Annotated in this window: 13 protein-coding genes; 6 read left to right on the forward strand and 7 right to left on the reverse strand. The window is 67.8% G+C overall.

Annotated elements, in window-relative coordinates; translation table 11 throughout:
- Positions 1–46 precede the first annotated feature (46 nt).
- Positions 47–445 (reverse strand): flagellar biosynthesis repressor FlbT, encoded by a 399-nt coding sequence (locus HWN72_RS15250; RefSeq protein WP_036527376.1) that lies wholly within the window; start codon positions 443–445, stop codon positions 47–49.
- Between the two features lie 344 nt (positions 446–789).
- Here HWN72_RS15250 and flgE point away from each other — a divergent pair, with 344 nt between their 5' ends.
- From flgE to HWN72_RS15265, 3 genes are read left to right on the forward strand one after another with little or no spacing between them, the layout of a single operon-like run.
- The gene (gene flgE, locus HWN72_RS15255) at positions 790–2,106 is read left to right on the forward strand and encodes a flagellar hook protein FlgE (RefSeq protein WP_211150610.1); all 1,317 of its coding nucleotides are present in this window, start codon (positions 790–792) and stop codon (positions 2,104–2,106) included.
- 23 nt (positions 2,107–2,129) lie between these two features.
- A complete protein-coding gene (flgK, locus tag HWN72_RS15260; protein ID WP_211150611.1) occupies positions 2,130–4,226 on the forward strand; it encodes a flagellar hook-associated protein FlgK in 2,097 nt (698 codons plus the stop codon).
- A 14-nt stretch (positions 4,227–4,240) separates the two neighbouring features.
- Positions 4,241–5,149, forward strand: coding sequence for a flagellin (locus tag HWN72_RS15265; RefSeq protein WP_211150612.1), 909 nt, complete (start codon positions 4,241–4,243; stop codon positions 5,147–5,149).
- 292 nt (positions 5,150–5,441) lie between these two features.
- Here the strand turns inward: HWN72_RS15265 and HWN72_RS15270 are convergent, their stop codons facing one another.
- Positions 5,442–7,205 carry a hypothetical protein gene (locus HWN72_RS15270; RefSeq protein ID WP_211150613.1) on the reverse strand — a complete coding sequence of 588 codons (1,764 nt, stop codon included), beginning with the start codon at positions 7,203–7,205 and terminating at the stop codon, positions 5,442–5,444.
- A 5-nt stretch (positions 7,206–7,210) separates the two neighbouring features.
- The gene (locus HWN72_RS15275; protein ID WP_211150614.1) at positions 7,211–7,492 is read right to left on the reverse strand and encodes a hypothetical protein; all 282 of its coding nucleotides are present in this window, start codon (positions 7,490–7,492) and stop codon (positions 7,211–7,213) included.
- A gap of 62 nt (positions 7,493–7,554) precedes the next feature.
- Here HWN72_RS15275 and HWN72_RS15280 point away from each other — a divergent pair, with 62 nt between their 5' ends.
- Complete coding sequence (locus HWN72_RS15280) at positions 7,555–7,968, forward strand: hypothetical protein (protein ID WP_211150615.1); 414 nt, start codon at positions 7,555–7,557, stop codon at positions 7,966–7,968.
- 111 nt (positions 7,969–8,079) lie between these two features.
- Here HWN72_RS15280 and HWN72_RS15285 read toward each other — a convergent pair whose 3' ends face one another.
- The 4 genes from HWN72_RS15285 to HWN72_RS15300 are packed head-to-tail and all read right to left on the reverse strand — an operon-like array spanning position 8,080 to position 10,616.
- On the reverse strand, positions 8,080–8,634 hold the full coding sequence (locus HWN72_RS15285) for a MotE family protein (RefSeq protein ID WP_248006039.1): 555 nt from the start codon (positions 8,632–8,634) through the stop codon (positions 8,080–8,082).
- A gap of 13 nt (positions 8,635–8,647) precedes the next feature.
- A complete protein-coding gene (locus HWN72_RS15290) occupies positions 8,648–9,139 on the reverse strand; it encodes a DUF6468 domain-containing protein (RefSeq protein ID WP_211150616.1) in 492 nt (163 codons plus the stop codon).
- Entirely contained in the window at positions 9,136–10,077 is a 942-nt protein-coding gene (gene fliM, locus HWN72_RS15295) for a flagellar motor switch protein FliM (protein ID WP_069708462.1), read from the reverse strand. The genes HWN72_RS15290 and fliM overlap by 4 nt, the downstream gene beginning before the upstream one ends.
- Positions 10,074–10,616 (reverse strand): flagellar basal body-associated FliL family protein, encoded by a 543-nt coding sequence (locus HWN72_RS15300; protein WP_271182387.1) that lies wholly within the window; start codon positions 10,614–10,616, stop codon positions 10,074–10,076. Before HWN72_RS15300 ends, fliM begins: the two co-directional genes overlap by 4 nt.
- A gap of 130 nt (positions 10,617–10,746) precedes the next feature.
- On the opposite strand from HWN72_RS15300, the gene HWN72_RS15305 reads away from it, so the two are divergent.
- Both HWN72_RS15305 and flgG read left to right on the forward strand, forming a co-directional pair.
- Positions 10,747–11,490 (forward strand): flagellar hook-basal body complex protein, encoded by a 744-nt coding sequence (locus HWN72_RS15305; RefSeq protein ID WP_211150618.1) that lies wholly within the window; start codon positions 10,747–10,749, stop codon positions 11,488–11,490.
- A 29-nt stretch (positions 11,491–11,519) separates the two neighbouring features.
- Positions 11,520–12,305, forward strand: coding sequence for a flagellar basal-body rod protein FlgG (gene flgG / locus HWN72_RS15310; RefSeq protein WP_036527353.1), 786 nt, complete (start codon positions 11,520–11,522; stop codon positions 12,303–12,305).
- Positions 12,306–12,376: the final 71 nt, after the last annotated feature.

Genomic DNA, 12,376 nt, shown 5'->3' on the forward strand with positions numbered 1-12,376 from the left:
CTTCGCTGCGCTCGCAATGTCGAACGGGGAAGGTAGCATCGACGCGCTACTCCGGAACCACGCGGGCCAGCGCCTCGGCTTCGTAGGCGATCAGCCAGCGGCAGTCGGCCAAGGCCTGGTAGAACTGGCCGACAGAAACCTTGTTGGCGAAAGCGACGCAGACCGCCTTGGCCTCGGGCGCCTCGAGCGCGCCGAGCAGGATTTCCAGCTTCTCCAGCAGGGTCTGCTGGTGGCGTTCGAGATCGGCCGGGTCGATGTAGGCCATCATGCACGCGAAGTAGAGCTGCTTGGCGGGCGAGGTCGCGTCCTGCGGCTTCATGACGTCGCGCCCGCGCAGGATCGTAGCGTCGTTTTCCAGCACCAGATCGGTGCGACCGACCGCGCGCAGAACCGCGCCGTTCACGATGACCGGCTCGCCGTTGCGAAGCGAAATACGAAGCGTCATGTCCCAGAATGTCCCTTTGAGACTGACATTATAGGATGGCAGTGCTGCGATTCGGTCAAGGCAGGCAATTTTTGCCGGGGTGGGGTCAAGCTGGCCGACTTATCCTCCCTGTTCCGCAGGAATGGTGAGGTGGCGCCGACGATGTCGGTGACAGAGGGGTTTTTCCTGCGCCTCCCCCTCCACCAACGCCTGCGGCGTCGCCCCCCGTTCCTGCGGAACAAGGAGCATTTTTGCGACCGGACAACCAACCCTCCCCAATTCATCCTACAATGCCTGTGTCCGGTGCGTGGGTGCGCCGCCCCGCGACGCCAATATTGCCGCATGGACGGCACAGGAGACATGCAATGAGCCTCTATTCCGCTCTCTATGCCGGCGTTTCGGGCCTCAGTGCGCAGTCGAGCGCCATGGCGACCGTCGCGGACAACATCACCAACGTGAACACCGTGGGCTACAAGGGCACCTCGGCGCAGTTCGAATCACTGGTAAACGGGGGCAGCGTCTCCTCGACCTATTCGGCGGGCGGCGTGACCGCGACGGCAAAGTCGCTGATCTCCAAGCAGGGCCTGTTGCAGGCATCGTCCAGCCTGACCGACATCGCCATCGACGGCGCTGGCTTCTTCGTCGTGCGCTCAAGCGCCGACGCCAGCGGCGCGACCGCCTTTACCCGCGCGGGATCTTTCACCACCGACAGCTCGGGCTACCTTCGCAACACCTCGGGCTATTACCTGATGGGCTGGCCGCTCGACACGCAGGGCAACTATGCGAACAACGGCGCGATCTCCTCGCTTGAACCGATCCGCCCGACCGCACTGACCGGGGCAGCAGCGCCCACGACCTCGATCGAACTGCGCGCCAACCTCGATTCCACCTCTGAGGCGGTGGCGGACTACGACGTTGGCGACATGTCGAGCGGCGACGTCGATCCGCAGTTCTCGCGCTCTGTCGAAATCTACGATTCGCAGGGCACCGCGCATACGCTGACGTTCAACTTCGTGAAGACCGGCGCGAACCAGTGGGCAGCCGAGATCACCGGCGACCCCACCGACATCTCCAGCGTCAACGGCGACCCCGTGGGTGCGAACGGCATGATCGCCAGCACCACCGTCAGCTTCAACGCCGACGGCAGCCTCGACCTCGGCACCCCCGCGACGGCGCTGTTCGGCAGCCTGCAGCTTGAATACAACAATGGCGCCGCCGCGATGCCGATCAGCCTCGACCTCGGCGGCAACGCCGGGCTCGACGGGCTGACCCAGTTCGGCAGCACCTCGGCGCTGCTCTCCTCAACCGTCGATGGCGGCATGCTGGGCACGGTAGCTTCGGTGAAGATCTCCGACACTGGCGTCGTCAGCGCGGTGTTCGACGACGGCACCTCACGCGCGATTTATCAGCTGCCGATCGCCACCTTCCAGAACCCGGACGGCCTGACCCGCATCGGCGGCAACGCCTACATCGTCTCGGAAGATTCGGGCAACTTCGCGCTGAACGAGCCCGGCACCGTGGGCGGCGGCAAGATCTCGGCGAGCATGCTGGAAGCCTCCAACGTCGATCTGGCGTCGGAATTTTCCAACATGATCCTGTTCCAGCGCGCCTACAGCGCCTCGTCCAAGATCATCACCACGGTCGATGACATGCTGCAGGAAGTGAGCAACCTGAAGCGCTGATCACGCAGCTGCCCGGCTAGCCCGTGTCCATCAACTCGATCCTCAGTTCCGCGATCTCGGGGCTTTCTGCCTCGCAGGCGGGGATGCAGGTCGTCTCGACCAACGTCGCCAATGTCGGCACCGTCGGCTATGCCCGCCAGACGGTGTCGCAGAGCGCGTCGGTGGCGGGCGGCACGGTTAACGGCGTGGTCGTGGGCGAGCCTTCGCGCGTGGCCGACAAGTTCCTCGAGAACGCGGTCTACAAGCGTGCGGGCACTGCCGGACGGGCCGAGGCGGCCGCGAGCTACCTCGACCGCCTGCAGGCGCTGCTGGGATCGCCGAGTTCGGACAGCGGCCTGACCGCACGGCTTTCGGCGATCTCCAGTTCGGTGTCGCAGGTCACCGGCCTGCAAGGCTCGGCGGAGTCCGTCGCGCTGTTCACCGGCAACGTGGACGACACGATCGACACCCTGCAGGGCCTGCAGTCCGACGTCACCAACTTGCGCGCCGACGTGGAAAGCGAAGTCTCCGACACCGTCGACCGGGTGAACGGGCTCCTGCAAAAGATTCACGGCCTCAACTCCGATGTCTCGCGCCTGCAGGGCCTTGGCCTCAGCACCTCCGGCCCGGCGGACGAGCGGATGAGCGCGCTGGAGGAACTGAGCGGCCTCGTCGAAGTCAGCGTGCGCGAACAGCCCGACGGGCGCGTCACCATCGACACCGCCTCGGGCCAGGTACTGCTAGACAAGCGCCTGCGCCAGCTGAGCTATGCCGACCAGGGCGCTGGCGCGGCGCAGACCAGCTATTCCGCCATCGACATCCGCTTCGCCAGCGACAACGGCACGATGCAGGCTTCGACCGGGGAGACGATTTCTTCCACCGCCGTCGGCGGCAAGCTCGGCGGCCTGCTCGACATGCGCGACCGCGTGCTGCCGGGCTTTTCCGAGCAGCTGGGCCAGCTGTTCACCGGCCTTGCCCAGACCCTGAACGCGGTGTCGAACGGGGGCACCTCCCTCCCCGCGCCGCAAACCCTGACCGGGCAGGCCAACGGCCTCATCGGCAGCGACCGCCTCGGCTTCACCGGCAAGGCGACGTTCGCGGTCGTATCGAGCGACGGGACCATGGTGGCCAAGACCACCGTGGACTTCGACGCACTTCCCGCAAATGCCACCGTGGACGACGCGGTTGCGGCGATCAACGCCGGGCTCTCCCCCGCCGCCACCGCCAGCTTCACGGACGGCGTGCTGTCGATCAGCGCCGCATCGAGCGCCAACGGCATCGCCATCGCGCAGGACGCAGACGCACCCAGCGACCGCGCGGGCGTGGGGTTCTCGCAGTTCTTCGGGCTCAACAATCTGGTGCGCTCGGGCACCAGCGGGCTCGTGCCTTCGGGCTTCACCGCGAGCGACCCGACCGGGTTCACCGCAGGCGAAACGACCAAGCTGGTCCTGCGCGATTCCTCGGGCAAGATCCTCACCAGCCAGACCCTGACCGCTGCCGACGGCGACACTTGGGGCGACGTCATAACGCAGCTGAACGGCGGAGAGCTGGCGAAATACGGCAGCTTCGCGCTCGACGATACCGGCCGCGTCGCCTTCACGCCCAAGGTCGGCAACTCCGGCGCGACGATCGAAGTGCCGGTGGACAGCACCAACCGCTACGGCACCGGGCTGACTTTCTCCGCTCTCTCGGGCCTCACCGGCGCGGCAAGCGGGCTTGCGACCGCGCAACTCTCCGCCGACATGCTCAACGACACCTCGCGCGTGCCGCTCGCCCAGTTGCAGGCACGCGCGGCGGTGGGCGAGAAGGCGATCGGCGCAGGCGATATCCGCAACGCCACCGCGTTCGTCGATGCGCTCTCGGGGACGGCCGACTTCGGCAAGGACGGCAAGGCCACCATCAGCGCCTTCGCCAACCGCCTGCTCGGCAATATCGGCGCACAGGCCTCGCTGGCCCAGACGACGTACGAGGATGCCTCCGCTCGCCTGACCGACGCGGCGACACGGCGCGATTCCTACTCCGGCGTCAACATCGACGAGGAACTGGCGCAGATGGTCGTGCTGCAGAACAGCTACTCCGCCGCCGCGCGGGTGATGACCACCGCCTCGCAGATGTACGACACCCTGCTGAACATGCTCTGAGGACCGGCCCCGAGATGACCCGTGTAGCCACAATCCCGCTCCAGCAGACCCTCTCCAGCGCCATCCAGCGCTCGCAGCAGAGCCTCGCCACCAGCCAGCTGCAACTGGCGACCGAGAAGAAGGTCAACGACTACGCCGGGCTCGGCCTCGACGCGGTGCGCACGCTGTCGGCCAAGTCGATGCTGGCGACGCAGGAGAGCTACAAGACCAACATCAGCCGCGTCTCCACCACGCTCTCGCTCTATCAGGCGAACATCGAGGCGGTGGACAGTTCGATGGGCAGCCTGCGCGACGAACTGTTCAGCGCCGTCGGCACCGGCAACTCGCCGGGCCTGCAGTCCATCATCGAGGACGCCTTCGGCGATCTGCGCAACGCGCTCAATGCCAAGGTGGCGGGCGTGCCGCTGTTCGCCGGATCGCAGACCTCCAGCACGCCGTTCGCCCCGGCTTCGCTCGGCGATCTGGCCAACTACGATTCCACCACGGCCTTCACCAACGATTCCGTGCGCCTTTCCACCCGCGCGGGCGACGGGCTCGACGTGGACTACGGGATCGGCGCCAGCGACATCGGCAGTTCGCTCATCCCCGCATTCCAGGCCCTCGCCGCCGCAGGTCCCTTCGGCGATACGCTGACCGAGGAACAGACGCAGGCGATCAACGACGCCCTCGGCCTGCTCGATAAGGGGATCACGCAAGTCCAGTCGGCCAACGCCCGCAACGGCCGGATGCAGGCCAAAGTCGAAACCCTGAGCACCCGCGCCGACGACCGCGTGACGCTGCTGACGAACGTGATCGGTTCAGTGGAGGACGCGGACCTGGGGCAGGTCGCGATCGACATCTCGCAGCGGCAGACGATCCTGCAGGCGAGCTATTCGGTGTTCTCGCAGTTGAACTCGATGTCGCTGGTGAACTTCCTCGATTAAGGTTCGCGGGGGTTTACCACCCCTGCACCCGGTATACCGTCGAGCGCACGCGCGCAGCTTCGTCAGGCGCACTTGGCGAGGTAGCTGCGTATTATCTCTTACTTTTCGTCATTCCCGCGAAGGCGGGAACCCATCTTCTGACGGTGCCTATTGCCAGGTCATCAGAGGGGCCCCTGCCTTCGCGGGAATGACGATGAAAGCCTGCCGCGCAATGCGGTCTTGAACCTGCTGCGCGGGAAACGACGACAGTATGGGTGTCTGGGGCGCCAAAGCTCTTTGGGGACCCAGGACTTCACTTCTTCCCCGCTTCCAGCAAATCCGCAAAATCCCCTGCCGGACTGGCCGAGGGAATAGCCGCCATGGCCTGCGCCAGCTTCCCCGGATCGACCGCCCCGGCAGTCCCGGTCAGCATCTCGAAGACCGGCGCCGACGACAGACCCTTGAACGCCCCCGCATAGCGCGCGTGAAGCCCGGAGAGCGCGTCTTCCCGCCCCAGCATCGCCTGCGAGATCGCGTGACGCAGCACTTGCGCCTGCGCCACCGAATCGAGGACACGCCCCTTCGGTAGAGCGCCCGCCGAGAGCGTCGCATAGCGCGCCCACTCGCGCCGCTGCCACAGGATTTCCGCCTGCAGCGCCGAGGTTCCGGGCAAGTCCTGCAGCACCGCCATGGCCTCCTCGGCGCGGCCGACTTGCGTGAGTGCGGCCGCCTCGACGCGCTTGCGTTCGGCGATCATCGCGTCGGGCAGGCCGGGATCGTCGGTTTCGCGCAAGGTGCGCAAGGCCCGCTCGGGCCTGCCGGCAAGGATGTAGAGCCCCGCCACCCGCGCCGAAAGCGGTCCGCGCGCGAGGTCGCCGGCACGCTGCGTCAGCTGATAGGAGAGGAGGTCCGCCGCGCGCTCATAGAGGCCCGCCTGCTGCAGCCGCGCGGCAAGCTGGCTCGCCATGAGGTCGCCCTCGGCGCCGTTCGGGGCGAGGTCGCGATAGTCCCAGTAGAGCCCGGCCGCCTTGTCCAGCGCCAGCTTGCGCGCCGGGTTGAGCGCCGCAGTCAGCTTCGCGCGCAGGCCGGGCAGGAACTCCGGCCCGAGGTCGGCGACATCGTGGAAGCGCACCAGAGCCGCTCCGGCGGACAGCGTCCCGGACAAGTCCCCGCGCGCGTCGGCAAGGCGGTAGGACAAGCGCAGCGCGCGTTCCTCGATACCGTCACCGCGCCACGAATAGCGGATGGCGTCGAGTTCCTTCAGCGCCGCCTCGGGCCGGATCGCACCTCGGGCAACGTCGCCCTCCAGCTTGCTGAGCCGGGCTTCCATGCGCTCGACCGGGTCTCCGGACTGCACCACGCGGGCATAGCGCAGGCGGGCCTCGTCCGGATGGCCCAAGGCCTGCCCAGCGCGGGCACGCAGCAGGTTGGCGGCGGGGTCGCGGTCGGGCAGCCATGACAACCAGTGCAGCGCCTTGTCCGGCGCACCGCCCTCCACTCCGGCGCGCGCAGCGGCGAGGACGAACGGCGCGCCGCGCGGGCTGGCGAGTGCGGGTCCGGCGCATTCCAGCTGCGCCAGCGCCTGTTCGGCCAGACCTTCCTGCGCCAGCGCGCGCAGGCGCCAGAGGCATGCCTCGGGATTGGCGCGCAGGCCCGGCATGTCGAGTTCGCCGATGGCATCCTCTGACCGGCCGAGTTGCGTCAGCGCGGCGCCGTGAGCCAGCCTCCACGCATCGACCATGCCGAGGTCGGGGTCGTCCTGCCGCATGACTTCGAGCACGCCGAGCGCTTCCGGCCCGCGCTCGGCGGCGATCAGGCTGCGGGCATAGTCCCAGCGCACCGCCTGTCGCTGCGGGTTGGGCGCGGTGGAGAGACGGCGCCATGCCTCGGCCTCGGCCAGCGGCGTCCAGGCACCGACACCGGTAAGCGGCGGGCGCTGCGCCAGTTCGGCCGCGAAGCCCGGCAACCGCGCGCCCACGCCGGGGTCGAGCGTGCCGTAGGGCAGCGGCGGCGCGACGGTCGTACCGCACAACAGCGAGGCGCCCAGCGCCAGCGCCGCGCCCGGGAGCAGCCGCATGCGCCTCACAGCGATTCCGCCGATGCGATGCCCGAGATCACCAGCAAGGCCCCGCCGATCGCGCAGCCGACGAGGAACAGCACCAGCGCGCCGAACACCCACAAGAGGCTCCCGCCCTGCCGGGTCGGAGCCGCGAGCACAGCGGCAGCCACCGCCTCGGCGTCCTCATCCGGCCGATCGCCGCGACGGCGCCCCGGGTTAACGCCGGGATTTTCCATTGCGGACGCACCCTCGCCCTGGCTCGCAGATACCACGCGGACCTTGGCTGGGCGCCGATCGCTGCTCATCTCAACGGGACTCCTCGAATTTCATCCTATTATAGAGGCGTCGCCCGCCCACCGGAGTTCGCATGCCCCGCTTCCGTTTCTTTGTCCCGGCACTGCTACTCTGCGCGGCACCGGCGTTTGCCGCGAACACCGAACCGCGCAAGGCGGTGGAACTGCCGCCGCCCGATCCCACGTTCCTGCCGATGGAGCAGATCGACGCGCCGATCGTTGATGGCGGACGGGTGGACGGGGTGCTCCACGTTGCGATCACGCTGCAGGCGAAGACCGCCGACGATGCCGCCGCGCTCGGCAAGCGGATGCCGGAACTGCGCGCCGCCGCGCTCCCCGCGGCGATCGAGTTCGCCCGCCTGCGCGCCTCGCGCTTCTCCCCGGTGGATGTGGAACGTCTGGCGGGGATGATCGCGCCGTCAGTGAAGCGGGTGGCCCCGGCCATCGACAAGGTCCTGATCGTGAAGGTTTCCGCGACGGAGCGGTGAGGTCGGGAACCGCTACTGCCCCATTCGTCGTCGCGAGCGCAGCGAAGCAATCCAGGGCCGCGCAAACCGGGGTGGATTGCTTCGCTGCGCTCGCAATGACGAGGGGCGGGGTTACTTCCCCGCCTTCGCCACCGTAGGCACCACCTTGCGTCCGGCCAGCGCCATCGACAGCGCCACGGCGCCCTGTGGCGACATGTTCGCCATGATCTGCGCCGTCGCCCGCTCGCGCATGCGGGTGGCGACTTCGCGCTGGACCTCGATGTCGAGCTTCTCGAAGATCGGCCCGGCGCGGTTCGGCTTCATCGTCTGGTAGATCCGCGCGAGGTTGTCGTAAGGCACCGAGGGCGCCCCTGCCCCACCCCCCGCACCGCCTTGGGCCCCGGCTTTCGCGGCGGCGGCCTGCTGTTCCTGCTGCTGGCGCACCTGCCCGGCAAGCCGCGCCTCGCTGGCCTTCACCGCCTGCTCGCGCATTTCCAGCCTGCGCTTCTCGGCGGCCGAAGTGCTGTCACGCCGCGCCGCCGAATCCTGCAGCGAGGCTCCGAGGCGGCTCGTCGGCGCCCCCCCGGCAATGTCTGCCGAAGCGGCAAAGGCGATGGCGTTGGCCACCGCCGCCGCCGCCGCGACGCCCAGCATCAACCGGGTAGGCTTGGTCAGCGCTCTTATCATGCCACGCGCCCAGTCATGCTACCCGATTACCGCGCTTCGAGGTCAGGTCGAACACGATGCGGCTGAGTTCGCGCGCCTCATCCGCTACCGGAGCAGGCGCGGCAGGCCGCGTCTCCGCCTCGGCGCGCAGCACCGCATCGGCCTCGTCGCGCCAACGGGCGGAGCGGCGGCGCACGCCCGCCTCGGCCGCGCGGGCCTTGTCGGCGGCATTGACGATACGCTCGGCCACCGAATTGCCGACGCCAACCATCACCGACAGCTCGTCCCGCAATTCACGCGCGGCATACAGGATCTCGCCCTGCGCCGCCGCGTCGGTGGAGAGCACCCGCTTCAGCTCCGCCAGCACCAGACGCGCCTGATGCGTGGCGTTGTCGAGCTTCTCCACCGCCTGGTCGAGATGACCGTCACGCAGCGCCCGGATGCGGCGGTCCATGCGGATCGCCTGCACCATGACGACAAAGCACATCAGCACGAGGGCGAGGTTGATCCCGGTAGCAAGCGTCATTTCGGATACCCCTTGGCGATGTCGGTGGCCATGCGGATGGCGATGTTGCTGGAACGCTGGCCGATATGCGCGCGGCCCAGCGGCACCCCGCCGCAATGGACCTGCAGCGCGTCGTCCGGGCTGTTGCTGAGCGAGATGGTATCGCCCACCTTTAGCCCGCGCACGTCGCGCAAGGGCATCATCTTCTCGCCCAGCACCACATCGACGACGACTTGCGTATTGTAGAGTTCGCTCGCCATGTGGTCGGCCCAGATGCGGTCGCGGCCCGCCTTCTCGCCCATGAAGCGCTGCAGCAGCTTTTCGCGCACCGGCTCCAGCGTGGCATAGGGCAGCAGGACCGAGAACACCCCGCCGCGCCCTTCCATGTTGACCGAATAGGTCGCGACGGCGGCGACGTTGCTCGGCTCGGCGATGGCGGCGAAGCGCGGGCTCAATTCCATGCGCTCCAGGCCCATGGCGACCGGCGCGATCTCCTCGAAGGCGCTGGCGAAGTCGTCCAGCGCCATCTGCACCACGCGTGAGACGAGGCTGGATTCGATGGTCGTGAAGGTTCGCCCCTCCGGCGGCAGCGAGCGCGTGCCGCCTCGCCCGCCGAGCAGCGCATCGACGATGCCGTAGATCAGCCCGGCGTCCACCGTGACGACGCCGTAGCTTTCCCAGGGCTTGACCTGGAACACGCCGAACATCGCGGGCAGCGCGATGTTGTCCATGAAGTCGCCGAAGCGAACCGAGGTGATCCGCTCCAGGTTCACCTCGATCGCGTCGGAGGTGAGATTGCGCATCGAGGTCGCGAAAATCCGCACCATGCGCTCGCATACCACCTCGAGCATCGGCAGGCGCTCGTGGTTGATGACGTTGGATTCGAGGACCGCCTTCAGGCCCTTGCGCGGCACCGCCTCGCCATCGACGGCGGCGAGACGGATCGGGTCGTCGCTCACTGCTGGATCAGGTCCTGAATGAGGATGTCGCGCACCATGCCCTTACCGAGCGCCTCGGTGGAACGGCGGATCATCTCCTCCTTGATGCGGAACACGGCGGCCGAACCGTTGAGGTCGTCGGGGCGCAGTTCGCGCAGGAAGGGCTGCAGCGCGTCGAGGATCACCGGCAGGCGCGCCTTGACCGCATCGGTCTTGCCCTCGGCCGCGACGACGACGAAGCGCAGCTTGACGAACTTGGCCTGCGCCCCTCCGCCGCGCAGGTTCACCATCATCGGCGCGACTTCGATGTAAGAGGCGGACGGGTCGGCGTCGGCGGCTCCATGGCCCTCCCCGCCTTCGCTGCCTTCTTCCGGCGCCGCCTCAGCCTGCTTTTCCTCGGCGTGCTCCGAGCCGCCCTTCTGCATGTACCAGTACACGCCGCCCGCGCCCGCGAGCATGCCGACCGCAACGACGGCGATCGCGATCAGGCGGACCTTGCCGCCCTTCTTCTTCGCTCCGGCCTCATCGACCGGCGTATCGTCGGTCTTATCGTCGCTCACGTTCCGCGTACCCCGTTCGAAAATTCCCGCGAGCGTATTCATGTGCGTCCGCGCGCGCGGTTTCAATCCTATATAGGGGATTAAGAGCCCTTTCCGGGTTCGCCCAAGATTTTTGCGAAAAGGTCCGCCGATGGACGTTTCTTCCTTCGTCCTCCTCAGCCACGAGCAGGCCCTGCGCCGCCAGCTGGACGTGGCCGCAAACAACATGGCGAACGTCTCGACCGCGGGCTACAAGCGCGAGCAGGCGGTGTTCCACGAGTACGTCGAGAACGCGCAGGAAGCCCCGGTGCAGGACGCGCGGAAAACCTCCTACGTGCTCGATTACGGGCAGGTTCACGACATCGCGCAAGGCGCGTTCCAGTCCACCGGCAACCCGCTCGACGTGATGATCGAGGGGCCGGGCTATCTCAACGTCGAGATGCCCGACGGCTCCACCGGCTACACCCGCGCGGGCTTCGTGAAAGTGCTGGAAAGCGGCGAGCTGGCGACCTCCGGCGGCCAGCGCCTGCTCGACGAGAACGGCCGCCCGATCGCCATCCTCGCCGACCAGCTGGCGCAAGTCTCGATCACCGCCGACGGCACCGTCATGGCGGGGCAGGACCCGGTCGGCCGCCTCGCGGTGACCGGATTCGCCGACGAGAACATGCTGGAGGCGCGCGGCGACGGCGTCCTCACCGGCAGCGGCGGCACCGTGATGACCGCCGCCCAGACCCGCCTGCGCAGCGGCGGCGTCGAGGCCTCCAACGTCGAGCCGATTTCCGAGACCACCCGCATGGTCGAGGTGCTGCGCTCCTATCAGGTCAGCCAGCGCCTTTCGGCCGACCTTTCCGACATGCGCCGCAAGGCGATCGACCGCCTCAGCAAGATCGGCTGAAACCCCTAAAAGCCACTAGGAAACCGCCCATGCGTTCGCTCTCCATCGCCTCGACCGGCATGCTAGCCCAGCAGACCAACGTCGATGTCATCTCGAACAACATCGCCAACATGAACACCACCGGCTTCAAGCGGCAGCGGGCGGAGTTCCAGGACCTGCTCTACCAGCAGGAAGCCCGCCCCGGCGCCGCGACCAGTTCGGACGGGACCAAGGTGCCCACCGGCATCCAGATCGGCGCGGGCGTGAAGACCGGCGGCGTCTACCGCATCACCGAACAGGGCGCGCTGACCAACACCGGCAACCAGTACGACATGGCCATCGACGGCGAGGGCTATTTCCAGGTCATGCTTCCCTCGGGCGACCTCGCCTATACCCGCGCGGGCTCGTTCCAGCTCTCCGATCAGGGCGAGCTGGTGACCACCGACGGCTACCGCGTGCAGCCCGACATCACGATCCCGCAAGGGGCGGTCAGCGTTTCGGTGTCGAAGACCGGCGAAGTGCAGGTAAAGCTGGACGGACAGGTCGAAATGCAGACCGTGGGGCAGCTGGAACTCGCCACGTTCATCAACCAGGCGGGCCTCGAAGCCATCGGCGACAACCTGTTCAAGGAAACCGGCTCCTCGGGCCAGCCCATCGTCTCGACCCCCGGCCAGCCCGGCTACGGCACGCTGAGCCAGGGCTTCATCGAGGCCTCGAACGTCAACCCGGTCTCGGAGATCACCGCGCTGATCACCGCCCAGCGCGCCTACGAGATGAACAGCCGCGTGCTCAAGACCGCCGACGAGATGCTCCAGACCTCGACGCAGACCGTCTGATGCTGGCAGCCGTTCTCCTCGCCGTCGCCGCCGCGCCTGCGGGGGAACCCGCCGCCGTGCTCGCCCGCACG

It is taken from the genome of Novosphingobium sp. HR1a, assembly GCF_015594425.1.
Lineage (GTDB): Bacteria > Pseudomonadota > Alphaproteobacteria > Sphingomonadales > Sphingomonadaceae > Novosphingobium > Novosphingobium resinovorum_A.

What these genes read in the sequence shown, in the direction of transcription:
- HWN72_RS15250 (WP_036527376.1), bottom strand. Translation starts at nt 445, where the DNA reads ATGACGCTTCGTATTTCGCTTCGCAACGGCGAGCCGGTCATCGTGAAC.
- flgE (WP_211150610.1), top strand. Translation starts at nt 790, where the DNA reads ATGAGCCTCTATTCCGCTCTCTATGCCGGCGTTTCGGGCCTCAGTGCG.
- HWN72_RS15265 (WP_211150612.1), top strand. Translation starts at nt 4,241, where the DNA reads ATGACCCGTGTAGCCACAATCCCGCTCCAGCAGACCCTCTCCAGCGCC.
- HWN72_RS15270 (WP_211150613.1), bottom strand. Translation starts at nt 7,205, where the DNA reads ATGCGGCTGCTCCCGGGCGCGGCGCTGGCGCTGGGCGCCTCGCTGTTG.
- HWN72_RS15275 (WP_211150614.1), bottom strand. Translation starts at nt 7,492, where the DNA reads ATGAGCAGCGATCGGCGCCCAGCCAAGGTCCGCGTGGTATCTGCGAGC.
- HWN72_RS15280 (WP_211150615.1), top strand. Translation starts at nt 7,555, where the DNA reads ATGCCCCGCTTCCGTTTCTTTGTCCCGGCACTGCTACTCTGCGCGGCA.
- HWN72_RS15285 (WP_248006039.1), bottom strand. Translation starts at nt 8,634, where the DNA reads ATGATAAGAGCGCTGACCAAGCCTACCCGGTTGATGCTGGGCGTCGCG.
- HWN72_RS15290 (WP_211150616.1), bottom strand. Translation starts at nt 9,139, where the DNA reads ATGACGCTTGCTACCGGGATCAACCTCGCCCTCGTGCTGATGTGCTTT.
- HWN72_RS15305 (WP_211150618.1), top strand. Translation starts at nt 10,747, where the DNA reads ATGGACGTTTCTTCCTTCGTCCTCCTCAGCCACGAGCAGGCCCTGCGC.
- flgG (WP_036527353.1), top strand. Translation starts at nt 11,520, where the DNA reads ATGCGTTCGCTCTCCATCGCCTCGACCGGCATGCTAGCCCAGCAGACC.